Source organism: Acinetobacter sp. V104_13 (assembly GCF_031798995.1).
GTDB classification, from domain to species: Bacteria; Pseudomonadota; Gammaproteobacteria; order Pseudomonadales; family Moraxellaceae; genus Acinetobacter; species Acinetobacter pittii.
Map to the genome: position 1 here is coordinate 76,949 of NZ_JAVQNP010000026.1, position 25,696 is coordinate 102,644.

Sequence of the window (25,696 nt, forward strand, 5' to 3'; positions counted from 1 at the left end):
TATTTTATAAAATACAAACATCAATTTATTAGAATTACTTTATACTTACAGTATAAATTTATAAATTATTATATATTAAATACTCAACTAACTGAGAAACTAATACTATCCACTATTACAAATATATAGGTGTGTTTTAGAAGATAGATTTATTTTAATTAATTGTTCTTTAAAGAAAAAAAATAAAAAGGAAATGTTAGTTTTAAAAATCGATATAGAAAAGATTAAGCGAAGTGAGCGCCTTGAGATTCAATCAGTTGATCGACGTGAACAGGCATTCCTAATAAATAACCCTGAAATTGCTGACAACCTAAACGGGTTAAAATCTCAACTTGCTGTTGAGTTTCCACCCCTTCCGCTGTTACGGTTAAACCTAACTTTTTAGCTAAATGTATTATACTTTCTAATATAACTTCTTCTTTAGAACCTGGCTTTAAATCGACAATAAAGCCGCGATCAATTTTCAATTCATCTACAGGTAAATCTTTTAAATATAAAAAGCTTGAATGACCTGTTCCAAAATCATCAATTGCGACTCGAATGCCCATATCACGTAGTCGCTCACAAGCTCGAATACTTAAATCGATATGTCGCATTGCTGTTGATTCAGTAATCTCAACAATTAAGTGATGAGGTTGAATTTGATATTTTTTCAATAATGCTTCGAGTGTACTAAATAATTTTTTATTTTCGAACTGTAGTGCAGATAGGTTTACTGCGACTGGATAAAATGGGGTGTTACTGCGTTCCCACTCTTGAATTTGCAGGCAAGCTTGCTCAAGTGCCCAATATCCCATTGGAATGATCAAACCCGTTTTTTCTGCACCTTCTATAAACATATGCGGTGTGAGTATTCCTAAAGCTGGATGATTCCAACGGATTAATGCTTCAACGCCACAGACCTCAAGGTTCGTATTAAATTTTGGTTGGTAATATAGGATGAACTGCTTTTCTTCTACGGCCTTATAAAGATCATTGATCAGTTTTGACTGACTTCTCGTTTCTTGTTGATGGGTTGAATAACTAAAGATGGTATAAGTATTTCGGCCTTGTTCTTTAGACATGAGCATCGCGGCATCAGCGTTCATGAGTAAGTCCTGAACATTTTGTCCGTGCTCAGGAAATAGTGCCACTCCTAAGCTTGCAGAGATATTAATTTCTTTACCAGAAATCTGATAACTCTCTTGAATCAGCTGTAAAACTTTCTCAGCCAAAATAACTGCTTCATCGGCATTTGTATTTTCGGCAATAAGCAAAAACTCATCACCGCCAATTCTAAGCAGTTTACACTTCTCATTGAGTTGCCAATGTAAGCGGTTCGCCATCTGAATAAGTAATTGATCACCCACATGATGTCCAAATGCATCATTCACCGATTTAAATCGATCTAAATCAATGTATAAGAAAGCAATTTTCTGGTCTTTGTATCGATGATCTGAAAGTAATACTTCAGCATAATCCACCAAATAAAGGCGGTTAGGTAATTTGGTTAAATTGTCTTGTATAGATAGATTAGCTAATTCTTTATTTGCTTTGCGCAGCTCTAAATTCTGTTGAGTAAGGCGTTGCTCTAACATTGCAACAATAAAACTTGCTACGAGTACCAAACAGGTGACTAGAATAATTGTAAATAATAATAAGTCATGTTCAGCCTGATATTGGCTAATAAATTTATCAGTAATATTCGTCGCAATAAGCGCTGTGTAGTGCATCCCCATAATACTTAAGGTCATCATAACCGAAAATGCGATTTTTAAAGTTAAGCGATATCGTTCAGTGTCTTTTAATTTATAGGCGAGTAAAAACGCTAGCCCTGAACCACTCATCGCAATTAATACAGAAAATAAAAGTAAAAACGAAGTGTAATCTTTTTTATAAACATTAATATTCCAGCCCAGCATGCTAATGTAATATGAAGCTGAAATTCCGATTCCCATAATAATCGAGCTCAAAATGAGTCTAAATAAAGGGAGTGTAAAACGCGAAGTCAACCACATCGCAATGCAAGATAACAATGCACTAATAGCATAAGATATTGCAATTAAAGGAATATTAGAGTGAGCTGTATCAAACAGATGATAAGCTTGTATACCAACAATATGGACGATGCTAATTGCTAAGGCGAGTAGCAGTCCATTAATAAATAAAATTAAGGACTCAAATTTCTTATAGACTTGCTTGAATATTAGCTGCTCCATGGAAATTACAATATAACAAATGAAGCCAGCTGCAATAAAAGAGCCGACGATCAATGTGCTATCGTAATCAACATGACCCATATTGGACTTCCATGATTATTCAATACTTTTTTTTATTTTGTTCAACTCATTGCCCAAAATACAATTAAACATGTTAAAGAAATTTTAGTAAATTTGACTTATTCAGTCAGTTATAAACAATAACATTATCTATCTTTTGGTCAAGTATTTTTTACTTTATAAATCAATAAAGTAAATAAAAATTAAGCAGCCAATTATATGAAAAATATAGAATTTATTTAATCTAGTCAAGTTGACCTAATCGCAATTTTCATATTCAAATAAAATAGTATAAATAAAGAACCCTGCTTAAAGCAGGGTTCTTTTAAAACGTTAGATAAAGAAAATTAGTTCTTTTCTTTGTCTACGATTTTGTTTGCTTGAATCCATGGCATCATTGCACGCAACTTATTACCAGTTACTTCAATACCATGTGCAGCATTTTGACGACGACGAGCAGTCATAGATGGGTAGTTTAACGCACCTTCTTGAATGAACATCTTAGCGTACTCACCAGATTGAATACGTTTCAATGCATTACGCATTGCTTCACGAGATTGTTCGTTGATTACTTCAACACCAGTTACATATTCGCCGTACTCAGCATTGTTAGATACTGAGTAGTTCATGTCAGCGATACCGCCCTCGAACATTAAGTCAACGATCAATTTAAGTTCGTGTAAACATTCGAAGTAAGCCATTTCTGGTGCATAACCAGCTTCAACTAAAGTTTCGAAGCCCATTTTCACTAATTCAACCGCACCACCACAAAGAACCGCTTGCTCACCGAATAAGTCAGTTTCAGTTTCTTCACGGAATGAAGTTTCGATAATACCTGTACGGCCGCCGCCTACGCCAGAAGCATAAGAAAGAGCAACATTACGTGCATTACCAGAAGCATCTTGGTGAATTGCGATTAGGTCAGGAACACCTGAACCACGTTGGAACTCTGAACGTACAGTGTGACCAGGTGCTTTTGGAGCAACCATGATTACGTCTAAATCTTTACGAGGAACAACTTGGTTGTAAAGAACAGAGAAACCATGAGCAAATGCAAGAGTCGCGCCTTCTTTGATGTTTGGCTCAATCACGTCACGGTAAAGTTGTGATTGAAATTCATCTGGAGTCAAAATCATTACGAGGTCAGCTTGCTTAACAGCAGCAGGAACTTCTGCAACTTTAAGACCTGCATTTTCAGCTTTCTTCCAAGAAGCTGAATCTGCACGTAAACCTACAGTTACATCTACGCCTGAGTCTTTAAGGTTAAGTGCATGAGCATGACCTTGAGAACCGTAACCAATAATCGCTACTTTCTTGCCTTGGATGATTGATAAGTCACAGTCTTTATCGTAAAAAATTTGCATTTGTGTTCTCCGCTAAAATACTTTTAAAAAATTAAATGGCTAATACTTTTTCGCCACGGGCGATACCAGATACACCTGAACGAACGACTTCTAGAATAGTGTTTTCTGCAAGCGCATCGATAAAACCATCTAATTTTTCAGTTGTCCCTGCTATTTGAATGGTATAGGTAGTTGGTGTCACGTCTACAATCTGCGCACGGAAAATATCCGCTGTTCGCTTAATTTCAGCACGTGAAGCACCTAACGCTTTTACTTTAATCAACATCAGTTCACGCTCAATATGTGAACCTTCTGATAAATCAACTACTTTTACAACTTCAACAAGTTTATTGAGCTGCTTTGTAATCTGTTCAATCTTATGGTCATCACCATAAGTTGTTAATGTTAAGCGTGACAAAGTTGGGTCTTCGGTTGGCGCAACATTTAGTGTTTCAATGTTATATCCACGTTGGCTAAATAAACCAACAAGGCGAGAAAGCGCACCAGCTTCGTTTTCAACGAGTACAGAAATAATATGTCTCATTATGTACGCTCCCCTTTACCTAACCACATATCCTTCATAGACTGACCTGCGATCAGCATTGGATAAACATGTTCCGTGCGATCAACCATGACATTAATGAATACACATTTATCATTAATCGCCATTGCTTCAGCAAGCTTCGACTCTAGTTCATCGGCATGATCAATCTGGATACCAACGTGACCATAAGCTTCCATTAACTTGCCAAAATCAGGCAATGATTCAACGTATGAGCTTGAGTGACGGCCCTCATAGTTCATATCTTGCCACTGCTTCACCATACCTAAAGCACGGTTATTCAAGCACAAGATCTTCACATTCATGCCATATTGCTTACACGTTGAAAGCTCTTGAATACACATTTGAATTGAAGCTTCACCAGTAATACAAACAACTTGTTGATCTGGGAAAGCGAGCTTCGCAGCCATTGCATAAGGTAAACCTACGCCCATGGTGCCCAATCCGCCTGAGTTAATCCATTGACGTGGACGTTTGTATTTGTAATACAACGCACCAAACATTTGGTGTTGGCCCACATCTGAAGTGATGATGGCATCACCATTGGTCGCTTTATATAAAGCTTCAACAACTTGCTGTGGCTTCATTGTGCCATCAGTCGGGGTTTCAAACTTTAAGCCATGAACTTTACGCCATTCATTAATTTGATCCCACCACGCAGCAATTGCTTCAGGGTTTGGCTTAGACACATTCAATTGTTTCAATTGCGTCAACATTTCCTGAAGTACAGGCTCAACCGCCCCTACAATCGGAATGTGCGCCATAATTGTTTTTGAAATGCTCGCCGGATCAATATCAATATGAATAACTTTAGCATTCACACAGAATTTTGCTGGGTTATTGGTCACTCGGTCATCAAAACGCGCACCAATTGCAAGAATGACATCAGCATTATGCATCGCCATATTTGCTTCATAAGTACCGTGCATACCTAACATGCCCACAAATTGTGGATCATCGCCAGGGAAGCCACCAAGGCCCATAAGTGTGTTAGTTACTGGATAACCTAGTAAATGCGCGAGTTCAGTCAATAATGCCGATGCATTACCTTGAACAACACCACCACCCGTATAAATTACAGGGCGTTTTGCACTTAAAAGCTCATCAATCGCTTTACGAATTTGGCCAGAATGACCACGTGAAGGTGGCTGATAAGAACGCATCTTCACTTTTTCAGGATATTCGTACGCAAATTTTTCTGCAGGATTTGTCGCATCTTTAGGAATATCGACTACAACTGGACCAGGGCGACCACTTGCTGCGATATAAAATGCTTTTTTGATAATTGCAGGAATTTCGCTTGCATGACGAACTTGGAAGCTGTGTTTCACGATTGGACGTGAAATACCTACCATATCAGTTTCTTGGAAAGCGTCTTCACCAATAAGATGTGATGCAACCTGGCCAGACAAAATCACCATTGGGATTGAGTCCATATAAGCTGTTGCAATTGGAGTCACAGTATTAGTTGCGCCAGGTCCAGAAGTGACCAGTACTACGCCAGTCTTACCTGTAGCACGCGAGTAAGCATCTGCCATATGACCAGCAGCTTGCTCATGACGTACGAGGTAATGATTGATTTTGTCTTGTTGAAATAGCGCATCATAAATATGTAATACAGCGCCGCCTGGATAACCAAAAACATGTTCAACGCCTTCGTCCGCAAGAGCACGAACGAGCATTTCACCACCAGATAAAAGTTCCAACGTGATTCACCCTAAAATCTTTATCACTATTTATGGAAGGCACAAATAGTGTTTCATTCATTGAATTGTCTGCACTGTTATAGCACACATATTGTCTAGTTTTCGTTGCAATAGAAAAATTTCTGTTTTTCAGCCGTATAAGCTTTTTTAACATTAATAAAGCATGTCTGGATATACATACTTTAAGTAAAATCAATCTCTCGGCTAGAGAGAATGTCTATTACAAAACATGACGGTTATTCGAAGGGTGATCAAATAATCGCATATAAAACTAAAGGAAGCATTTTTGTTGTTTAATTCACTAAAGTCAAGATTAAAGAAACACTTTTCTATGATTATTTTTTAACTGACTATTTTTTCATCTTATTTGATTTTTCCACTTTTCTTTTTTTATGATTACCCAACTTTTTTCAGGTTTATTCTTGTTTAATTTTTAACGGAAAATAAATCCATCCCAAAACTGCATTTTTGTCGATTTTGCGCTATGCTGTGCAACAATCTTTAATATCAATTTTTGTTGTATAGCTTACGTCTATGACTATTTCTCACATTGACCCCGAATATCAAGCAAACACGATTGAACCATCAGTTCAACAAGATTGGGAAAATCGTAAAGTCTTTAAAGTTGCCGACACTGTCGAAGGTAAACATCGTTACATCCTGTCAATGTTTCCTTACCCAAGCGGCAAGCTGCATATGGGGCATGTGCGTAACTATACAATTGGCGATGTGATTAGCCGTTTTTACCGTTTAAAAGGTGAAACTGTATTACAACCTATGGGTTGGGATGCATTCGGTTTACCTGCGGAAAACGCAGCAATTGCCCATAAAGTTGCTCCAGCAAAATGGACATTTGAAAACATTGCGTACATGCGTGACCAATTAAAAAAATTAGGTCTATCTGTAGACTGGGATCGCGAATTCGCAACTTGTACACCAGAATATTATCACTGGGAACAATGGTTATTTGTTCAGCTTTATAAAAAAGGTCTGATCTACCGTAAACTTTCAACAGTAAACTGGGATCCAGTTGACCAAACTGTTTTAGCAAACGAACAAGTTGAAAATGGTCGCGGATGGCGTTCTGGTGCATTGGTTGAAAAACGCGATATTCCAATGTACTACTTCCGTATTACTGACTATGCACAAGAATTATTAGACGACCTAGACACTCTACAAGACGGCTGGCCTCAACAAGTGTTGACCATGCAGCGTAACTGGCTCGGTCGCTCTACAGGCATGGAAATTACTTTCCCATCTGCCAATACCGAAATTTATGCTGATGGCTTAACTGTTTATACAACACGTGCTGACACGCTTATGGGCGTGACATATGTTGCCGTTGCAGCAGAACACCCTCTTGCGCTTAAAGCTGCTGAAAACAACCCTGAATTGGCTGCATTCATTGAAGAGTGCCGCATGGGTTCAGTTGCAGAAGCAGACTTGGCAACAGCCGAGAAAAAAGGCATGGCGACAGGTTTGTTTGTAAAGCATCCTGTAACTGGTGAAGAGCTTCCTGTCTGGATCGCAAACTACGTATTAATGTCTTACGGTTCTGGCGCAGTGATGGCTGTACCAGCGCATGACGAACGTGACTTCGAATTTGCTAACAAGTTCAACTTGCCTATTAAGCAAGTAATTGATGCCAAAGGCGCTGACGATGCAGACTACTCTGCAACTGAGTGGCAAGAATGGTACGGTTCTAAAGAAGGTAAACTTGTTAACTCTGGTGAGTTTGATGGTTTAGAATTCCAAGCTGCATTTGATGCATTCCTTGCAAAATTAGAACCACAAGGTTTAGCAAACTCTAAAGTTCAATTCCGTTTACGTGACTGGGGTGTTTCTCGTCAACGTTACTGGGGTTGTCCAATTCCAATGATTAACTGTGATACTTGTGGTCAAGTCACAGTTCCAGAAGACCAGCTTCCAGTTGTATTACCAACTGACGTTGTTCCAGATGGTTCAGGTAACCCGCTTAATAAAATGCCTGAATTCTATGAAACTAAATGTCCTTGTTGTGGTGGCGATGCACGCCGTGAAACAGATACATTGGATACATTCGTTGAGTCATCTTGGTACTATGCACGCTATGCATCTCCAGACTTTACTGGCGGTATGGTTAAACCTGAAGCAGCTCAAAACTGGCTTCCTGTAAACCAATATATTGGTGGTGTTGAACACGCGATTCTTCACTTACTTTATGCACGTTTCTTCCACAAATTAATGCGTGATGAAGGTGTAGTACAAGGTAATGAGCCATTTACCAACTTGTTAACTCAAGGCATGGTGCTTGCTGATACATTCTATCGTGAAGCAGAAAATGGTAAGAAAACTTGGTTTAACCCTGCTGATATCGAATTAGAACGCGATGAAAAAGGTCGTATTCTTTCTGCAAAATATTCAGGTGACGGTCAAGAAGTTGTGATCGGCGGACAAGAAAAAATGTCTAAGTCGAAAAACAATGGTATCGACCCACAAGCGATTATTGATCAATACGGCGCAGATACAGCACGTGTATTTATGATGTTCGCTGCTCCACCAGATCAATCTTTAGAATGGTCTGATGCAGGTGTTGAAGGTGCAAACCGTTTCTTAAAACGTGTGTGGCGCCTTGTAGCGAGCTTCCTTGAAAAGGGCAACCAAGCTTCTACGATTGATGCAGCTAACTTGTCTAAAGACGCTCAAGATTTACGTCGCAAAACACACGAAACTATTCAAAAAGTAAGTGATGATATCGAACGTCGTCATGCATTCAATACTGCGATTGCTGCTTTGATGGAATTGTTAAATGCGAGCAACAAGTTTGAAGCAAAAGATGATAATGACGTTGCTGTAGAACGTGAAGCGATCACCACACTGTTAACTTTACTTGCTCCATTTGCACCACATTTAAGTCAAACATTATTGGCTCAGTTTGGTACAGATGTAACAGAAGCGACATTCCCTGAAGTCGATGCTTCTGCATTAACTCGTAATACACAAACGATTGTTGTACAGGTTAACGGTAAACTTCGCGGTAAACTTGAAGTTTCGGTTGATATTTCTAAAGAAGATCTATTAGCTCAAGCTAAAGCTCTTCCAGAAGTTCAACAATTCTTAACAGGACCAACAAAGAAAGAAATTGTGGTTCCAAATAAATTAGTTAACCTCGTGGTTTAATTAAAGTTATTAATGAGAGGATCAAGCATGCACTTTGCCAAACGTTTAGCCGCTGTTGTTTTGACCTTAGGCCTTAGTGCAGGCTTAGTCGGGTGTGGATTTCATTTAAAAGGAACCAACCCGACTGCAACTCCGCTGGTTTATAAAAAATTAAGCCTTGAGTTACCAGCTAAAACTGATGATTTAGAAACCCAGTTAAAAGTTTATTTAGCTGCAAATGGTGTTCAATTCAGCAATGATAATGATGCCTACGTACTCCGTGTTTTAGAGTACACACCACGTCGTCAGCTTTTAAATGGAAAACTAACGGAAGTATTATTACGCTTAACCGTAACCTTCCAGATTGAAGACCGTCAGGGTAATAAAATTACTGAACCACGTTCATTAACTGCATCTCGTAGTTACCAATATGATCTTGCAACGGTTAACACCGAAAATCAGCAAGAATCTTATTTGCAACGTATTGTGATCGATGACATTGCACAGCAAATTACTCGTCAGATTTCAGCAAATCGTTTACCAAAAGCTCAGCCTTAATCTTTATTTTTACCAGCAATGAAAATTGACTATTTACAAGCCTTAAAACGCATTCCGGAAGCACGGGGTGCGTGGATTTTACATGGCCAAGAACCTTTGCTGGAACAAAATTTATTAGATGCTTTTCGTAAAAGTTGGCAACAACAAGAAGTTGAAAGACAGCGCTACGATATTAGTAGTGTAAGCGACTGGAAAAATGTTTTTAACGCTCTTAACAGCTTATCTTTATTTTCTCAGCAGCTTGCCATTGAAGTACATGGCAATATAAAGCCTGACGCAAATGGGCTAAAACAACTTAAAAGCTATATTCAGCATAATGAAACTAACCTGCTTTTAATTGTTCTACCTAAGCAAGATAGTAGTAGCTTAAAGTCTGCTTTTTTCCAAGTTGTGGAAGCAAATGGTGTTGTTGTTGCCCTTACGGCAAACTATCCGCAAGACCGCCAAAGAATTTTATCTGCCGAAGCAGAGAAACTCGAAATTCAACTCGATAATGACGCATGGCAGTGGCTCATGCAGCATCATGAGCATAATCTGCTCGCAGCTAAGAATAGCTTGATGCGTGTAAGAGATACTTTTCCAGACCAACAACTGATTCAAATTGAACAGTTGTATGCTTGTTTACAAGATCAATCTCGTTACACCACTTACGATTTAAGCGATGCTTTATTAGAAGGTAATCTCGCTCAATCTATTAAAATTTTTCAATATTTAATTGCTGCTGGCGAACCAGAAAGTCTGATTTTATGGACACTAAGCAAAGAAATGCGTTTACTGATGCAATTATTTGAACAGCCTCATAATGCATTACAACTTGGTATCTGGAAAACTAAAGTCAGTTTATATCAACAAGCGTTAAGAAGATTAAATCCTCAACAATTTCTAGGCTGGTCCACCCTTCTATTGCAAGTTGATGCAGCAATTAAAGGAATGTCGAATGAAAATGCCCAACATTTGATGCAGCAGGCCATTGCTGAATTATGTGGTAAAACGCTATTTATACAATAATTCGGCGGAATCATTTTTCTTCATTCTTGAAATATAATAAAAATTCACGTTTTATCCTCATTTCGCTTTTATACTAAATTAAATTTTAAACTTTTCGACCTCTCACCATGCCAAAAATAAAGCCAATCAAACTTGTTATTATTATCCTCTGTATAGCAGTTATTGCTGTATTAGCTTGGAAGTTTTTAAAGCCTAAAGAGCAGCAACCTCAATATATTACTGCTGAGGTAACACGTGGGGATATTGAAAATAATGTACTTGCGACAGGTACACTGGATGCAACCAAACTGATTAGTGTGGGTGCGCAGGTATCTGGTCAGGTTAAAAAGATGTATGTACAGTTGGGTGATCAGGTTAAACAAGGTCAACTCATTGCGCAAATTGACTCAACCACCCAAGAAAATAGCTTAAAGACCTCTGATGCAAACATTAAAAATTTAGAAGCACAGCGTCTTCAACAAGTTGCTTCCTTAAATGAAAAGCAACTTGAATACCGTCGTCAGCAACAAATGTATGCGCAAGACGCAACGCCACGTGCAGATTTAGAATCGGCTGAGGCAAGCTATAAAACAGCTCAGGCACAAATTAAAGCATTAGATGCACAGATCGAATCTGCAAAAGTCACAAAATCTACGGCACAAACCAATATTGGTTACACACGTATTGTTGCTCCAACTGATGGTACGGTTGTCGCGATTGTGACTGAAGAAGGTCAAACCGTAAACGCGAACCAAAGCGCGCCAACAATTGTCAAAATTGCAAAATTACAAAACATGACGATTAAGGCGCAAGTCAGTGAAGCTGACATTATGAAAGTTGAAAAAGGACAACAGGTTTACTTTACAACCTTAGGTGATGAAACTAAACGCTACGCAACTTTACGTCAAATTGAGCCTGCTCCCGACTCAATTTCTAGCGAATCAACAAGTACGACAAGCTCAACAACAAGCTCGGCTGTTTATTATAATGCTTTATTCGATGTGCCAAATACCGATGGTAAATTGCGTATTGATATGACCGCACAAGTTTATATCGTATTAAATTCAGCTAAAAATGCTCTACTCGTTCCTTCATCAGCACTGAGTTCTAAACAATTTTCAGGTCAAAGAAAATCAGGCCAATCATCTGATAAATCAAGTTCTTCACCTGAAGCAGCTAAAAAATCTCAAGGAAACGGAGCTCGTCTACAACGCCTAAACTTGACTGCTGAACAAAAACAACTCGTTGAACAAGGTAAATTAACATTAAGTGTTGTACGTGTATTACAAGCTGATGGCACAACTAAACCAACTCAAATTTTGGTGGGTATTAATAACCGTGTAAATGCGCAAGTTCTTGCGGGCTTAAAACAAGGTGATCAAGTTGTCATTGCTGATAGTGCAGATACTTCTGCTGCATCAGCAAATAGTAGTAATAACCGTCGCCGTAGTGGCCCAATGGGAATGTAAGCATGACAAAACAAGCTTTGCTTGAAGTCAGCAATCTAGTCCGGGAATTCCCTGCTGGCGAAAGCACGATACAAATTTTAAAAGGCATTGATCTGACCATTTATGAAGGTGAACTGGTTGCCATTGTCGGTCAATCTGGTTCTGGTAAATCGACCCTCATGAATATTCTGGGTTGTTTGGACCGACCTACGAGTGGTAGTTATAAGGTTAATGGACAAGAAACAGGTAAACTTGAGCCAGATCAGCTGGCTCGACTACGCCGTGAATATTTTGGTTTTATTTTCCAGCGCTATCACTTACTGGGTGACTTATCTGCCGAAGGTAACGTAGAAGTTCCAGCTGTTTATGCAGGTGTTACACCTTCTGAGCGTAAACAACGCGCAACAGCTCTACTGACTGAATTAGGTTTAGGCACTAAAACACTTAATAGACCAAGCCAACTTTCTGGTGGTCAGCAGCAACGTGTTTCTATTGCCCGTGCGCTGATGAATGGGGGTGACGTTATTCTGGCAGATGAACCGACGGGGGCACTCGACTCTCATAGTGGTGTTGAGGTGATGCGTATCTTGCGTGAACTCAATGCTGCAGGTCACACTATTATTTTAGTCACCCACGATATGCAAGTTGCAAAAAATGCGACTCGTATTATTGAGATTAGTGACGGAGAAATTATTAGTGACCGCCCTAATGTTCCAGATCAAGCAGCCGAACCAATCAAGACTGATCCTGATGCGGCTCCTGCTTTACAAGGTAAACAGAAGAAAGGCAAAAGTATTTCTGCATGGCGTTCTACTTTAGACCGTTTATCTGAAGCCTTTCAAATGGCTTTACTGTCTATGAATGCCCACCGCATGCGTACTTTTTTAACCATGCTTGGGATCATTATTGGTATTGCATCGGTTGTTACGGTTGTCGCGCTAGGTAAAGGCTCTCAACAGCAAATTTTAAGCAATATTAGCAGTCTGGGAACAAATACGATTACGATATTTCAGGGCCGCGGTTTTGGTGATAACTCTAAAACTGCAAACTTTAAAACCTTGGTACCTGCCGATGCCGATGCGTTAATGACTCAACCGTATGTCAGTGCAGTTAGCCCCATCGTTAGTACATCCAAAACCATGCGTTATCAACAAAATGAAGCTAACGCGACCATTAATGGTGTGAGTAACGATTATTTCGATGTGAAAGGTTTGGTCTTTAAAGATGGACAAACTTTTGATCAACGTAGTGTTCGTGATCGCTCACAGGATGTAGTCATTGATACCAATACTCAAAAACAGTTCTTTAGTGACGGTACCAACCCTATCGGTCAAGTAGTATTACTCGGTAGTGTACCTGCCCGTATTATTGGCATTGTAGAACCGCAAACAAGCGGTATGGGCTCAGATGACACGCTAAATGTCTATATGCCTTATACAACCGTGATGAGCCGTATGTTGGGGCAAACCCATGTTCGCAATATCGTAGTTCGTATTAATGACAAATATTCAACTGCCGCAGCTGAAAATGCGATTGTAAATTTATTAACCCAGCGCCATGGTGCACAAGATATTTTCACCATGAACAGTGACAGTATCCGTCAAACCATTGAGAAAACAACCAGTACAATGACCCTTCTGGTTTCAGCAATTGCCGTAATTTCACTGGTGGTTGGTGGTATCGGGGTAATGAATATTATGTTGGTTTCAGTGACTGAACGTACTCAGGAAATTGGTGTACGTATGGCCGTAGGTGCGCGTCAAAGTGATATTTTGCAGCAATTCCTGATTGAAGCAATTTTGGTGTGTTTAATTGGTGGTGTGCTTGGCGTCTTACTGTCGCTTGGCCTTGGGCAACTTATTAATAAATTTGCTGGTGGTAACTTTAGTGTGGCTTATTCAAGCACCTCAATTATTGCAGCCTTTGTCTGTTCAACACTGATTGGGGTCGTTTTTGGTTTTTTACCAGCCAAGAATGCCGCGAAACTTGACCCTGTTGCCGCACTATCTCGAGAATAAGGAAAATTGCATGTCTTTCTCTATGACTAAACTCAGCACAGCACTTCTTCTCACAGGTTCTCTTGTCGGATGTGCAGCTGTAGTAAAAACACCTTATGAAACACCTGCAGTACAAGTTCCGGGTAGTTTTCAGTATGACACAGCAAAAACAAAAACCATGTCTGCCAATCAATATTCTGACCGTTGGTGGACACTCTTTAACGATGCACAGCTCAATCAACTTGTAAGTAATGTATTAGAACGTAATAGTGATTTAGCAGTTGCAGGTATTGCTCTAAAGCAAGCCCGTCTACAAGCTGACTTAACCGCTAACAAACAAGGCTTACGAACCAGTTCAAGTGTTTCTACAGGGCATTCTTTCGATTTAAATTCGGGAGATGACAGCGCTAAAGGTCTTTCAATGAGCGCTGGCGTAAGCTATGAGCTTGATTTATTTGGCAAGCTTGCACGCCAAACCGAAGCAAGTAAATGGGAAGCCTTAGCGACAGAACAAGACTTACAAGCCACTGGGCAAAGTTTAATTGCAACTACTGCCAAACTTTATTGGCAACTGGGTTATTTAAATGAGCGTTATACAACCGCACAGCAAAGTCTAGCAACCTCTCAAAAGCTTTATGACTTGGTTCAGATTCAATATAAAGCTGGTGCCGTTTCAGGTGTAGATCTGACTCAAGCAGAACAATCAGTACAAAGCCAGAAAGCGAGTTTAAGCCAGATTGAACAACAACTGGTTGAAACTCGCACAGCCATTGCGGTGTTATTGCATGAACCATTGCAGCAATTAAATATTCAAGAGCCAAAGCGTTTACCACGCACTGCTCTACCTGCAATTGGTGCTGGCTTACCTGCCGACATTTTATCGCGCCGACCTGATTTGCAAGCAAGTGAGCTCCGCTTAAGAAAAGCATTAGCAACTAAAGATGCTACTAAGGCGAGCTACTACCCTTCGATTAGCTTGACCAGTAGTTTGGGCTCAAGCAGCACATCGTTAACAGAGTTGTTACGCAACCCTGCTCTCACGCTTGGTGCAAGTTTAAGCTTACCGTTTTTACAATATAACGATATGAAAAAAGATATTGCGATTAGCAATCTGGATTATGAAAAAGCGATTATTCAATATCGTCAAACGCTATATCAGGCTTTTGCTGATGTCGAAAATGCTTTATCGAGTCGTACCGAACTCGACAAACAAGTAGCATTACAAGAGCGTAATGTTGAACTTGCAGAAAAAACTGAACGTCTAACCGAAGTTCGTTACCGTTATGGTGCTGTTGCATTAAAAACACTTCTCGATGCTCAGCAAACCACACGTACTGCACGTCTAAGTCTCGTTGAAACCAAGCAAAGCCAATACAATGCTTATGTCACCCTCATGCAAGCTCTAGGTGGCTCCCCTGTAAAAGAACTACCGCAATAACTTGCACCAATTAAAAAAGCCGTAGTCCTTCAACTACGGCTTTTTTATGGCTAAATAAATTTTAAAACTTATTCATCATCCATCATAGATTGGCTCATACCTACAGTATTGAAACCAGCATCTACATATAGAATTTCACCAGTAATACCTGAAGCCCAAGGTGAGCATAGGAATAATGCGGCGTTACCAACTTCTTCAATCGTTACGTTACGTTTTAATGGCGCAACTTTTTCATTGGCATCTAACATTTTACGGAAAGATTTAATACCAGAAGCAGCTAAAGTACGGATTGGGCCCGCAGAAATCGCGTTTACACGGATACCATCAACACCAAGGCTTGATGCTAAATAGCGAACACCAGCTTCTAAAGAAGCTTTTGCCATACCCATAACGTTATAGTTAGGCATAACGCGCTCAGAACCTTGGTAAGTCAAAGTCAATAAACAACCTTGGCGAGCTTGTAATAAAGGTTTTGCAGCACGAGCCATTGCAATAAAGCTGTATGCACTGATGTCATGAGCAACTTTAAAACCGTCACGGTCAGTCACGTCAGTGAAGTCACCATCAAGCGTGTGTGCAGGTGCAAAGCCAATTGAGTGTACAACACCGTCTACACCATCCCAATGTTTTGCAAGTTCTGCAAATGCATTATCAATTTCAGCATCAACAGCAACATCACATGGAAACACAAGCTTAGAACCGAATTGCTCAGCAAATTCATCCACACGTTTTTTTAATTTTTCGTTTGGATAAGTAAACGCAAGCTCTGCACCTTCACGGTGTAATGCTTGGGCAATACCAAAAGCAATTGATAATTTACTAGCAACGCCTGCAATCAAAAAGCGCTTACCTGCTAAAAGTCCTTGTGTCATGCCGATCTCACTCAAAACAATTTCAAGCATAATGCCAATATTCAGAAGTTTTCGAAATTGCATAATGCATCTTTTTTCAAAAATCGCACGAAAAAAAATCGCTCCTGATGAGGAGCGACTTCTAGATGAATTCAATCTTAGTCGTCAGACAATAAGCCCAGTAAGCGTAGGAAAGAAATATACATCCATACTAAAGTTGCAAGTAATGCGATACCACACAACCATTCCATGAATTTTGGTGCACGATAAGCTGCATTAGTTTCGATTAAATCAAAATCTAAAATCAGGTTAAGTGAAGCAATGACAGCGATAAATGCAGCAAAACCAATACCTAACCAGTTACTTTCAAAAATATAAGGAATGCTTGAACCAAAAGCTAAACGCATGACCATCTGCACGATAAATACAATAAAGATCGCCAAAGATGCAGAGATTACAACTGACTTAAACTTTTCAGTTGCGCGGATAATTTGGAATTTATATAAACCAAACATCACCAAAGTCGTAACGAAAGTTGCTAATAAAGCCTGAAGTGGAACACCTGGGTATTTCAACTGGAAAGTAAACGAAATACCACCTAAAAAAGCCCCTTCAAATAAGGCATACGGAATTGCCAATGTTGGCGCAGTCGTTGGTTTAAACGTTGTAATTAAAGCTAAAACCAAACCACCAATTGCACCCACAATTGAAGCTGCGTAAGCAATACCAACATTTGCAGTAAAGGCTGCATAGAAAAATAAAGCGACACCCACCGCAGCTGCAATGACCGTCAACATAACAGATTTTTGAATCGCACCTTGCACAGTCATCGGTTGACTATAGTCACTGACCGTTTCAACACGAGTCAGTATCGGGTTATTACTTTGCATAAATGCTCTCTTTTTATAATAAAAATTTAAAACATCATTTTAAGCAAAATGAATATGAAAGCCAAATTAAGCAATTGGCATTATTGTAACAATGTCCTTTATACAATAAAAAAGGAGGCATAAGCCTCCTTTTCATATCACGTCTACAACGTAATCAATCTTTACCATCTGTATTCATGATAAAGAAATATTCGCGGTAATATTTCAACTCTGAAATTGAGTCACGAATATCATCCATTGCCAAATGTGATGCATTTTTTTTCAGACCACTCATAATTTCAGGGCGCCAGCGTTTTGAAAGTTCTTTTACCGTAGATACATCAAGATTACGATAATGGAAATACTGCTCAAGTTCAGGCATAAGACGGTGTAAGAAACGGCGATCCTGACAGATTGAGTTGCCGCACATTGGTGAAACTTTTGGATTTACCCATTTTTTTAGGAACTCTAAAGTTTGTAACTCAGCATCACGAGCTGTTAATTTACTGCGACGAACTCGTTCAATCAGACCAGACTGCCCATGTTGACGAGTGTTCCATTCATCCATTGCATTTAAAATACGATCAGGTTGATGAATAGCCAAAACTGGGCCTTCGGCAAGTACATTTAAATGATCATCTGTAATAATTGTTGCGATTTCAATAATTTGATCATTATCGGTATCTAATCCGGTCATTTCCAGATCAATCCAAATTAATCGTGTATTTAAAGTACTGCTCATGAATGTACGTTCTAAAATGCCGTAAAAACATCAATAGTAGCAAATTTCTTGCTTCCGCGCTGTAATTCTATAGCTGCTTCATGCTATTTTTGCGGTCTTCAAACAATGGTTTTTTTGGGATATGAATGGCTTTAATTCGTAAGCGTCGTTTAACTGAACAACAGCAACGTCGTATTGAAAAACAGCATAAAACTCGCCAAGAAGAGATCGATACTTCACAGGATCTAGATGGACTCGTTGTACAACATTATGGGCGTCAACTTGAAGTACAAGCTCTCTCTGTACCTGAGCATCACCCAGAAAAACCACAAGTTGCCGAAGGAGAACCAGAACCATTCTGGAAGCCGATCGAACTTAATAGTGTTTGGCGTTGCCATACTCGAACTAATCTTGAGTTACTTGTAACTGGTGATCGTGTTAAATGGCAGGCAGACCCAAATACGGGTTTAGGCATTATTACAGCCATTCACCCACGTACATCTTTACTTACCCGCCCTGACCGCTATCACAAAGTTAAACCAGTAGCCGCGAATATCAGTTTGATTGTGATTGTATTTTCACCGCTTCCTGAACCAGCTCCAACGCTAATCGATCGGTATTTAGTTGCTTGTGCGGATGCAAATATTCCTGCTCTTTTGGTCCTCAATAAGTCTGATTTACTCACTGAAAATGACCCAATTCTCACCCTATTAGAAGAATATAAAACCTTGGGTTATGAGGTGATGATTTGTCAGTCGAAGAAGGGAGATATCTCGGCTTTATCTGAGCGTTTAGATGGTGAAACCGTAGCATTTGTAGGGCAATCAGGCGTAGGAAAAAGTTCTTTAATTAATGTGCTCATTCCAGATGCAGAGCAAAAAACCAATGTTATTTCTGAAAACTCTGCACTTGGACAACACACGACAACCTCTACGCGCTTAATCAACTTCGGTAAAAATGGTGCCTTAATTGATTCTCCGGGAATTCGTGAGTTTGGGCTTTGGCATCTCGATTTAGAAAAAATTCGTATGGGCTTTCCTGACATTGCCGCACATCTAGGATCTTGCCAATTCCGTAATTGCACACATACTCATGAAAAGAATTGTGGGCTAAAACAGGCCGTTGAAGCGGGTGAAATTTTGCCACGACGTTTAGATAGCTTTTTGCGTTTAATCGATGAGATTCAAGAAGCGCAGCAAAAAAACTGATTTTCTGCCCTATTTGCCCTTGAAGTGGTGATTTTGATCACCATCTATATACGCTATACTCTAGGTCAATTTTGTTTTTTAATTTTTTTAGGTGACTTGTGGAACGCTGGTTAGAGTTTATGGGGAATCACCCCATTTTGTTTGGTACGCTCGGAGTCTTGATCGTGTTGTTCTTCATTTTTGAAGGTCAACGTAATGGTCGTAAAATTTCTCCACAGTCGCTTGGTATTTTAGTGAAAGCGAAAAATGCTCTTTTGATTGACTTACGCGATAGCAAAGATTTCCGCGAAGGTCACATTAGTGGCAGTCGCAATATTCCGTATAGCCAAATCGCAAGTCATGCTGACGAATTAAAAGCAAGTGACCGTCCACTGGTATTTATTTGCAACTTGGGGCAAGTTGCTGGAAGTGCTTTGCAAAAAGTTGCTCACCACGATAGCTATCGTCTTGATGGTGGTATCAGTAACTGGAAAGCACAAGGCTTACCTCTTGTTAAAAGCAAACCAAAAGCTTAAGGAGAATTATCATGGCTGCAAATGTCATTGTTTACTCAACTTCTGTATGCCCGTATTGTGTTCGTGCTAAACAGTTACTTGAGCGTAAAGGTGTTGCTTATAAAGAAGTAAATCTTTCTGTTGAAGCACCAGAAGTACGTGTTGAATTAATGCAACGCACAAATCATCGTACTGTCCCACAAATTTTCATTAACGATCAGTTTATCGGTGGTTTTGACCAACTTTATGCTTTAGAGCGTGAAGGTAAACTCGACGAATTATTGGCTTAACATCGCATCCATATTAAGGAAAAAACAATGAGCGAAGAACAACAAGTTCAACCACAATTAGCTTTAGAGCGTATTTATACAAAAGATATTTCTTTTGAGGTTCCTGGGGCGCAGGTTTTTACTAAACAATGGCAACCTGAACTTAATATCAATCTTTCTTCTGCTGCAGAAAAGATTGACCCGACTCACTTTGAAGTTTCTTTAAAAGTTGTGGTTCAAGCCGATAACGATAACGAAACAGCGTTCATTGTAGATGTAACTCAATCAGGTATTTTCTTGATCGACAACATTGAAGAAGAGCGTTTACCTTATATTTTAGGCGCATACTGCCCAAATATTTTGTTCCCGTTCTTACGTGAAGCTGTAAATGATTTAGTAACTAAAGGTAGCTTCCCACAGTTACTTCTTACTCCAATCAACTTTGATGCCGAGTTTGAAGCTAACATGCAACGTGCTCAAGCTGCTGCTGTTGAAGGTCAAGCTTAATTTTTTAGCTTCTCGTTTTAATAAAAAAACCGCGTATTACGCGGTTTTTTTTATATGTGCTATTTAGATTCTTAAAGATCAAGTGAATGAAGCTGAATAGACGGAAACTGGAAGCCACGGCAAGATAACTCTGAACGCCATGCAACAGTTAATATCATATTACCAACAATAAAATTCTGATAAGCAAATGTCCCATTAAGTGGGTGAGAACAGACTCCACCATGATCGGTAGGATGTGCCTGAGTATTTAACGTATTTAAATCTAAACGTATGCCTAATCCTGAAGCTTTTAAAACGGCTTCTTTAGTGGTCCAGACTTTGAACCAATATTCTCTATTTTGTTCTAAGCTTAGCCATGTTTCATATTCATCGGGATGAAATGCATGTTTTGCTAAAGCGTCTAAGCGTACATTTCGATCCAGTTCCTCAACATCCACACCAATATCTTTAATTCGCTCACTCAGCGCTAAAGCATAATATTGTTGGCTATGTGAGTGATTAAAATGCAAAGTGTGATTCAATAAATAAGGTTTACCATGTTCATGCTTGGCAAACTCCAATTCCATTGAATTGAATTGTAGTTTCTCTGCAATCAGTCGATTTCTGACACTCTGTATTTGTTGTTTTTTATAATGATTAAATGAACGGAAGTCTGGAAAATCTTGTTTAGACTTTAAAAGAAGCTGAGATAATGCCTGTGTATAGACTTCAATTTTGCGCTTAGACATTATCTCAACCTTACTAGAAATTATTAAAATTTAACGACATCGCCTTTTAAAGCAACACCCGCCATCATGGTGCCTTTATAGCAATCGTAAGTTGTCGTACTCGTTGTTTCATTGGCTTTAAAATAGCTCACAATATTGGTAACGGCGTTTGCCCCTTGTGCTTTAGCATTGTTTTGCATTTGGATCAGTGCTGAACGCAAAACCCAGTCACAAGACGTTGCTGCCGACTTACCAAAACCATTGGTCTTTTTATTCGTCACCGCATCTTTTTGAATAACTTTACCACCAGATTTTGTCCCCTTTAAATAAAACTTTACCGAACCATCCAAAGTCCCATCGGCAACTGCACGGTCTACAGCTTCTTTAAAATTTAACTGATATACTTCATCTCCAGCCTGAACAGTGGCAGTAAAACCCGCACTTAGCATTGCTACAAATAAAAGTTTTTTATTTAACATTGTTGTGTTCCTTATTGTTTAACACGTTTAAAAATAAGCGAAGTATTAATTCCGCCAAAAGCAAAGTTATTGCTCATAATAATGTCAGCATCCAAATTTCTCGGCTGCTGAACGATATAATCCAGTTCACCACATAGTGGGTCGATTTCATCTAGATTTAAAGTTGGAATAAAACGGCCACGATTCATCATTTCGATGCTTAACCAAGCTTCAATAGCCCCACACGCCCCCAGCGTATGTCCAAAATAACTCTTTAAAGAGCTGATTGGTTTATAGCCTAAAACTTTTGCAGTGGCTTGGCTCTCCGCCACATCCCCCTGATCAGTTGAGGTACCATGCGCATTCACATAAGCAATGTCTTTAGCCTCTACAGATGCATCTTTAAGCGCTAACTCCATACAGCGTCCCATCATTTCTGACTCAGGACGAGTTACATGTTGACCATCGGTATTGCTACCATAGCCAATCACTTCTGCATAAATATGAGCACCTCGGGCTTTGGCATGTTCATATTCTTCGAGAATTAAACACCCTGCCCCTTCACCAATCACCAATCCATCTCGTTTAGCATCAAAAGGACGTGGTGTTTTTTCAGGTTGATCATTCATTCCACTGGTCGCGAACAATACATCAAAAACTGCCGCACCTGCCGCACTGAGTTCCTCTGCACCACCCGCAATCATGACCTGTTGTTTGCCATATTTGATTGCTTCATACGCTTGCCCAATTGCCATGGAACCAGAGGTACATGCACTTGAGGTAGGTAAAGTTAATCCTTTTAGGCCAAAATATACGGTCATGTTCACTGCACTGGTGTGGGCCATCATACGAATATAAGTGGTGGCATTAATCTTACTCATGCTCTGGTGAAGCAACATACTTGCAAACTCACCCACGGCGTCTATGCTACCCGCAGAAGAACCAAAGGCAACACCCGCTTCGCCACTAGATAAAATTTCATGCCCAAGCAACCCAGCATTTTGTAAAGCAGTTTCGGCACAAACCACAGACATGAGCGCTACACGCCCCATCCCACGGGTAACCTTACGGTTAAAATGTTTTGGAACATGAAATGTTTCAACAGGCCCAGCAAGCTTGGTCCGAAGGTCAACATATTGCTCCCACTCCGGCATGTAGCGAATACCGCTTTTAGCAGCTTCAAATCGCGCAAAGATGTCATCGGCAGTTTCACCTAAAGAGGTAATGCCTGCCATTCCTGTCACAACTACACGTTTCATCAGATGAGTCCTCCATTTACAGAGATCACCTGTCGGGTTACATACGAGGCTTCATCTGAGCACAAGAATTTCACTACGCTCGCCACTTCATCAACCTGTCCCATGCGTTGCAACGGAATCATTTTAAGCGCATGTTCTTTGACTTCATCTGTCACCATTTCGGTTTCAATCAGTCCAGGGGCTACACAGTTCACAGTAATTTTTCGCTTCGCCAATTCGAGTGCCAAAGCCTTGGTCGCACCAATTAGACCTGCTTTTGCAGCACTGTAGTTGACCTGTCCACGATTACCCATAATTCCAGACACAGAAGATAAAGTGACAATACGGCCACCTTTGCGTAAGTGAATCATTGGCATGATAAGTGGTTTTAAAACATTATAGAAACCGTCTAAGGAAGTCGAAATTACTTCATCCCAATCTTGATCTGTTAACGCAGGAAAAGCACCATCATGAGTAAGACCTGCATTTAATACAACCCCATAAAAAGCGCCATGCTGCTCTACGTCTTGTTCTAGAATTTGTTGAACCGTCTGGCGCTCATTTACATCAAACATTAAATAATGGCTATTTTGACCTAAGGCTTGAATCTCTTGTACGACTTGCTCAGCCTCTGCCTGACGAGAACGTGCATGTACAGTTACATCAAAACCAGCCTTTGCCAGCTGTAATGCAATCGCTTTCCCAATTCCTCGGCTTGAACCCGTTACTAAAATTCGTCTTGTCACGATGTATTCCTAATTCTTTGTGGTTATTCAAATGGTGTTTCTGTAGGTTCAAATACACTTAACGTTGCCTGAATGCAGTGCTCAGCATATTGAATTTCACAGGAAAATTGCCCAAGTCCTTCATGAAAATATTGTTGCTCTATTTGGATAATCAATCGTGAACCTAAGGAGAAATAAGGGATGGGTAAATTTAATTTACGTGTTCCCAATAAAAAACCGACTTTTGGTGCTTGTTTTGACTGCTGACCTTGCCAGCCTGAATAAGCACTAATTGTTTGTGCCATAATTTCAATGCTTGCCCATGTCGGCAATCCTTCCGCTTCACAAAACATGAGCTCTGGTGTAATCGTGAGTTCTGCTTGTGCCCGCCCTTCAGCAACATCCGTTAAATGGTCAATAAATACCATCGGTTGCTCATGAGGAATATATTGAATTGCATCCAGTTTCATTAGGGCTTCACTCCAAAAACAAGACTAATATTACTTCCCCCAAAAGCGAAAGAATTACTCATGACATAGCGAATGGATTGTTTTAGTTCAGCTTCTTGCACATAGTTTTGGTCAGCCAAATCTGGATCAATCTCAACATTTTGATGTAAAGGCAACCAGCTTTGATCCTTTAGAACCTGTTCACAAATGAAAGCTTCTATGGCACCCGCTGCACCGAGACAATGTCCAGTTTTATGTTTTGTACTACTTAAAGCAACTTGGTAATCACCAAAAACTTGTCTTACAGCCTTAATTTCCATTGCGTCATTTTGTGGAGTTGCTGTTCCGTGCAAGTTAATATAACCCACCTCTTGAGCTGAAATACGTGCCATATCTAATGCACGTTGCATAGCTAAAGCAGCACCTTTGCCTTCAGGATGCGGGGCGGAAATGTGCCATGCATCCATGGACTCACCCGTCCCCATTAACATGACTGGTGCTTGTTCTTTACTTAGTACAAAAAACGCAGCGGCTTCACCAATATTAATACCATCACGGCTTATGCCGCAGGGTTGGCAAATATGTGCAGATAAACTTTCTAGACTATTAAATCCATTTATAGTCAATTTACACAAGGTATCGACGCCACCCACCAGCACAACATCTGCTAAGTCTGCGTGAAGTAATCTCTGCCCTGCGGCTAATGCTTTAGCGCTTGAAGAACAAGCTGTTGAAATCGTATATGCAGGCCCTTCCCATCCTAAGTACTGCTGTAATGCTTTCGCTAAACAGCTCATTTCTTGAGGATAGTGTGATATCGATAGATCGATTTGCCCTTGAAAATATTGCTTAAGTAATAATTCATTATCTGCAATACCAGAAGTAGAGGTGCCTACCACAATGGCTAAACGTTTATTTTCAAAGGATGCTGTATAAGCTTTTAACTCTGTTTCGATTTTAGATAATGCGGTTAAGGCAAAACGTAGATTACGTGAATCTACAGACTGCAAGGTATCAGGTACGCTCGAACATAATGGGTGCGTATATTGCCCCACCCAAACATCACGATCAGCGATTAAATCATCTCGCAAAGTTAAGGTTTGCTGCGGCTCTTGTAATGCCTGTTTAATTTGATTAAGTTCGCAGCCTAATGCAGATAAACCAACACTAAATTGTATGCCTACTGCCATTGGAACTGCATTTTCTGAAGGTAACTGTTTCATGGCGTAGGGCTTTCTTCTGTCTGTAAGGTGTTCTCAATCGAACTCAGCGTCATGGTATAAGGGACTTGTTCATTAATCAATTCAATGCTTCCTTGTCCCTGTTTAAGCTGTAACACAGGCTGCTTTTCGATATAAATAACCTGCATGCCAGCTTGTTGTTTCATCTCTACGGCTTGCTGCCCTAACTGTGAAAACTGAGGATATGTCGCAAACAAAAGATCACGTACCACAAACTCAAAAGGCAATAAACGCATTTGATCAATACGCTGCTCAACATGAACCCGATGCCCATCAAACTGTAACTTAAATAATTGTTGACCTGTCAGGCTCAAAGCAACCATATCTAGTACAGCACCCTTTTGCTGTTGATATAGCAAGAAGCTAAAACTTTGCTGCTTCCACTGAACCTCAACCTGATCTTGCCTTTGATAAGTCTGAGCTTGCCACAGTGGACTTTGCAGCCCTTTAGCATGTGGCATAACCTGACAACCATTTAAAAATATAAAGCTACTGAGTAATATCGTTGCCCATTTGCGTTGCAT

The 25,696-nt window shown here is 39.9% G+C and carries 24 protein-coding genes; 10 read left to right on the forward strand and 14 right to left on the reverse strand.

The features are described from left to right. Positions 1 to 224 precede the first annotated feature (224 nt). From RMB06_RS11760 to RMB06_RS11775, 4 genes are all read right to left on the reverse strand, one after another. Positions 225 to 2,279: an EAL domain-containing protein gene (locus RMB06_RS11760; RefSeq protein WP_005066201.1), complete on the reverse strand. Its 2,055-nt coding sequence runs from the start codon at positions 2,277 to 2,279 to the stop codon at positions 225 to 227. Positions 2,280 to 2,605: 326 nt separating this feature from the next. Beyond that, complete coding sequence (gene ilvC / locus RMB06_RS11765; protein ID WP_002115094.1) at positions 2,606 to 3,622, reverse strand: ketol-acid reductoisomerase; 1,017 nt, start codon at positions 3,620 to 3,622, stop codon at positions 2,606 to 2,608. Positions 3,623 to 3,653: 31 nt separating this feature from the next. After that, the gene (gene ilvN, locus RMB06_RS11770) at positions 3,654 to 4,145 is read right to left on the reverse strand and encodes an acetolactate synthase small subunit (RefSeq protein ID WP_002114824.1); all 492 of its coding nucleotides are present in this window, start codon (positions 4,143 to 4,145) and stop codon (positions 3,654 to 3,656) included. Next, positions 4,145 to 5,869 (reverse strand): acetolactate synthase 3 large subunit, encoded by a 1,725-nt coding sequence (locus tag RMB06_RS11775; protein WP_002115026.1) that lies wholly within the window; start codon positions 5,867 to 5,869, stop codon positions 4,145 to 4,147. The genes ilvN and RMB06_RS11775 overlap by 1 nt, the downstream gene beginning before the upstream one ends. Before the next feature lie 534 nt (positions 5,870 to 6,403). Here RMB06_RS11775 and leuS point away from each other — a divergent pair. The 6 genes from leuS (at position 6,404) to RMB06_RS11805 (ending at position 15,435) form a co-directional block, all read left to right on the forward strand. Next, the gene (gene leuS, locus RMB06_RS11780) at positions 6,404 to 9,028 is read left to right on the forward strand and encodes a leucine--tRNA ligase (RefSeq protein WP_311079606.1); all 2,625 of its coding nucleotides are present in this window, start codon (positions 6,404 to 6,406) and stop codon (positions 9,026 to 9,028) included. A 27-nt stretch (positions 9,029 to 9,055) separates the two neighbouring features. Then, a complete protein-coding gene (gene lptE / locus RMB06_RS11785) occupies positions 9,056 to 9,565 on the forward strand; it encodes an LPS assembly lipoprotein LptE (protein WP_002115142.1) in 510 nt (169 codons plus the stop codon). Positions 9,566 to 9,583: 18 nt separating this feature from the next. After that, entirely contained in the window at positions 9,584 to 10,573 is a 990-nt protein-coding gene (gene holA / locus RMB06_RS11790; RefSeq protein ID WP_002114918.1) for a DNA polymerase III subunit delta, read from the forward strand. A gap of 107 nt (positions 10,574 to 10,680) precedes the next feature. Next, complete coding sequence (locus RMB06_RS11795; protein ID WP_017482042.1) at positions 10,681 to 12,021, forward strand: MacA family efflux pump subunit; 1,341 nt, start codon at positions 10,681 to 10,683, stop codon at positions 12,019 to 12,021. A gap of 2 nt (positions 12,022 to 12,023) precedes the next feature. Beyond that, entirely contained in the window at positions 12,024 to 14,018 is a 1,995-nt protein-coding gene (locus RMB06_RS11800) for a MacB family efflux pump subunit (RefSeq protein ID WP_311079610.1), read from the forward strand. Positions 14,019 to 14,040: 22 nt separating this feature from the next. Next, entirely contained in the window at positions 14,041 to 15,435 is a 1,395-nt protein-coding gene (locus RMB06_RS11805; RefSeq protein ID WP_080631010.1) for an efflux transporter outer membrane subunit, read from the forward strand. A gap of 68 nt (positions 15,436 to 15,503) precedes the next feature. Here the strand turns inward: RMB06_RS11805 and RMB06_RS11810 are convergent, their stop codons facing one another. From RMB06_RS11810 to orn, 3 genes are all read right to left on the reverse strand, one after another. Next, positions 15,504 to 16,307 (reverse strand): enoyl-ACP reductase, encoded by an 804-nt coding sequence (locus RMB06_RS11810; RefSeq protein ID WP_023274323.1) that lies wholly within the window; start codon positions 16,305 to 16,307, stop codon positions 15,504 to 15,506. A gap of 137 nt (positions 16,308 to 16,444) precedes the next feature. Further along, entirely contained in the window at positions 16,445 to 17,176 is a 732-nt protein-coding gene (locus RMB06_RS11815; protein WP_206261216.1) for a Bax inhibitor-1/YccA family protein, read from the reverse strand. 154 nt (positions 17,177 to 17,330) lie between these two features. Next, positions 17,331 to 17,897 carry an oligoribonuclease gene (gene orn / locus RMB06_RS11820; protein WP_000099436.1) on the reverse strand — a complete coding sequence of 189 codons (567 nt, stop codon included), beginning with the start codon at positions 17,895 to 17,897 and terminating at the stop codon, positions 17,331 to 17,333. A 125-nt stretch (positions 17,898 to 18,022) separates the two neighbouring features. Between orn and rsgA the strand changes: the two genes are divergently transcribed. From rsgA to secB, 4 genes are all read left to right on the forward strand, one after another. Beyond that, complete coding sequence (gene rsgA, locus RMB06_RS11825) at positions 18,023 to 19,084, forward strand: ribosome small subunit-dependent GTPase A (RefSeq protein ID WP_005066188.1); 1,062 nt, start codon at positions 18,023 to 18,025, stop codon at positions 19,082 to 19,084. Between the two features lie 98 nt (positions 19,085 to 19,182). Further along, positions 19,183 to 19,599, forward strand: a complete 417-nt coding sequence (locus tag RMB06_RS11830; RefSeq protein ID WP_000443006.1) for a rhodanese-like domain-containing protein — start codon at positions 19,183 to 19,185, stop codon at positions 19,597 to 19,599. 11 nt (positions 19,600 to 19,610) lie between these two features. Further along, positions 19,611 to 19,868 carry a glutaredoxin 3 gene (grxC, locus tag RMB06_RS11835; protein ID WP_002114715.1) on the forward strand — a complete coding sequence of 86 codons (258 nt, stop codon included), beginning with the start codon at positions 19,611 to 19,613 and terminating at the stop codon, positions 19,866 to 19,868. 27 nt (positions 19,869 to 19,895) lie between these two features. Next, positions 19,896 to 20,354, forward strand: coding sequence for a protein-export chaperone SecB (secB, locus tag RMB06_RS11840; protein WP_002115005.1), 459 nt, complete (start codon positions 19,896 to 19,898; stop codon positions 20,352 to 20,354). A 71-nt stretch (positions 20,355 to 20,425) separates the two neighbouring features. Here secB and RMB06_RS11845 read toward each other — a convergent pair whose 3' ends face one another. From RMB06_RS11845 to RMB06_RS11875, 7 genes are read right to left on the reverse strand one after another with little or no spacing between them, the layout of a single operon-like run. Next, complete coding sequence (locus RMB06_RS11845; protein ID WP_311079616.1) at positions 20,426 to 21,082, reverse strand: 4'-phosphopantetheinyl transferase superfamily protein; 657 nt, start codon at positions 21,080 to 21,082, stop codon at positions 20,426 to 20,428. Positions 21,083 to 21,105: 23 nt separating this feature from the next. Further along, entirely contained in the window at positions 21,106 to 21,540 is a 435-nt protein-coding gene (locus tag RMB06_RS11850) for a hypothetical protein (RefSeq protein WP_044101216.1), read from the reverse strand. A gap of 11 nt (positions 21,541 to 21,551) precedes the next feature. Further along, positions 21,552 to 22,778 carry a beta-ketoacyl-ACP synthase gene (locus RMB06_RS11855; protein WP_311079618.1) on the reverse strand — a complete coding sequence of 409 codons (1,227 nt, stop codon included), beginning with the start codon at positions 22,776 to 22,778 and terminating at the stop codon, positions 21,552 to 21,554. After that, complete coding sequence (locus RMB06_RS11860; protein WP_014208360.1) at positions 22,778 to 23,503, reverse strand: 3-ketoacyl-ACP reductase FabG2; 726 nt, start codon at positions 23,501 to 23,503, stop codon at positions 22,778 to 22,780. The genes RMB06_RS11855 and RMB06_RS11860 overlap by 1 nt, the downstream gene beginning before the upstream one ends. Before the next feature lie 23 nt (positions 23,504 to 23,526). Further along, positions 23,527 to 23,952, reverse strand: a complete 426-nt coding sequence (locus tag RMB06_RS11865; RefSeq protein ID WP_039764348.1) for a 3-hydroxylacyl-ACP dehydratase — start codon at positions 23,950 to 23,952, stop codon at positions 23,527 to 23,529. Next, positions 23,952 to 25,154: a beta-ketoacyl-[acyl-carrier-protein] synthase family protein gene (locus tag RMB06_RS11870; RefSeq protein ID WP_311079621.1), complete on the reverse strand. Its 1,203-nt coding sequence runs from the start codon at positions 25,152 to 25,154 to the stop codon at positions 23,952 to 23,954. Before RMB06_RS11870 ends, RMB06_RS11865 begins: the two co-directional genes overlap by 1 nt. Then, positions 25,151 to 25,696, reverse strand: a complete 546-nt coding sequence (locus RMB06_RS11875; protein ID WP_064785509.1) for a DUF3261 domain-containing protein — start codon at positions 25,694 to 25,696, stop codon at positions 25,151 to 25,153. Before RMB06_RS11875 ends, RMB06_RS11870 begins: the two co-directional genes overlap by 4 nt.

Bases quoted from the DNA above. Each gene is read 5' to 3' on its own strand.
- ilvN (WP_002114824.1), bottom strand. From the start codon at position 4,145: ATGAGACATATTATTTCTGTACTCGTTGAAAACGAAGCTGGTGCGCTT.
- grxC (WP_002114715.1), top strand. From the start codon at position 19,611: ATGGCTGCAAATGTCATTGTTTACTCAACTTCTGTATGCCCGTATTGT.
- RMB06_RS11810 (WP_023274323.1), bottom strand. From the start codon at position 16,307: ATGACACAAGGACTTTTAGCAGGTAAGCGCTTTTTGATTGCAGGCGTT.
- RMB06_RS11805 (WP_080631010.1), top strand. From the start codon at position 14,041: ATGACTAAACTCAGCACAGCACTTCTTCTCACAGGTTCTCTTGTCGGA.
- holA (WP_002114918.1), top strand. From the start codon at position 9,584: ATGAAAATTGACTATTTACAAGCCTTAAAACGCATTCCGGAAGCACGG.
- RMB06_RS11875 (WP_064785509.1), bottom strand. From the start codon at position 25,696: ATGCAACGCAAATGGGCAACGATATTACTCAGTAGCTTTATATTTTTA.
- RMB06_RS11865 (WP_039764348.1), bottom strand. From the start codon at position 23,952: ATGAAACTGGATGCAATTCAATATATTCCTCATGAGCAACCGATGGTA.
- RMB06_RS11815 (WP_206261216.1), bottom strand. From the start codon at position 17,176: ATGCAAAGTAATAACCCGATACTGACTCGTGTTGAAACGGTCAGTGAC.
- RMB06_RS11855 (WP_311079618.1), bottom strand. From the start codon at position 22,778: ATGAAACGTGTAGTTGTGACAGGAATGGCAGGCATTACCTCTTTAGGT.
- RMB06_RS11795 (WP_017482042.1), top strand. From the start codon at position 10,681: ATGCCAAAAATAAAGCCAATCAAACTTGTTATTATTATCCTCTGTATA.
- RMB06_RS11800 (WP_311079610.1), top strand. From the start codon at position 12,024: ATGACAAAACAAGCTTTGCTTGAAGTCAGCAATCTAGTCCGGGAATTC.
- secB (WP_002115005.1), top strand. From the start codon at position 19,896: ATGAGCGAAGAACAACAAGTTCAACCACAATTAGCTTTAGAGCGTATT.
- orn (WP_000099436.1), bottom strand. From the start codon at position 17,897: ATGAGCAGTACTTTAAATACACGATTAATTTGGATTGATCTGGAAATG.
- ilvC (WP_002115094.1), bottom strand. From the start codon at position 3,622: ATGCAAATTTTTTACGATAAAGACTGTGACTTATCAATCATCCAAGGC.
- RMB06_RS11850 (WP_044101216.1), bottom strand. From the start codon at position 21,540: ATGTTAAATAAAAAACTTTTATTTGTAGCAATGCTAAGTGCGGGTTTT.
- leuS (WP_311079606.1), top strand. From the start codon at position 6,404: ATGACTATTTCTCACATTGACCCCGAATATCAAGCAAACACGATTGAA.
- lptE (WP_002115142.1), top strand. From the start codon at position 9,056: ATGCACTTTGCCAAACGTTTAGCCGCTGTTGTTTTGACCTTAGGCCTT.
- RMB06_RS11845 (WP_311079616.1), bottom strand. From the start codon at position 21,082: ATGTCTAAGCGCAAAATTGAAGTCTATACACAGGCATTATCTCAGCTT.
- rsgA (WP_005066188.1), top strand. From the start codon at position 18,023: ATGGCTTTAATTCGTAAGCGTCGTTTAACTGAACAACAGCAACGTCGT.
- RMB06_RS11870 (WP_311079621.1), bottom strand. From the start codon at position 25,154: ATGAAACAGTTACCTTCAGAAAATGCAGTTCCAATGGCAGTAGGCATA.
- RMB06_RS11760 (WP_005066201.1), bottom strand. From the start codon at position 2,279: ATGGGTCATGTTGATTACGATAGCACATTGATCGTCGGCTCTTTTATT.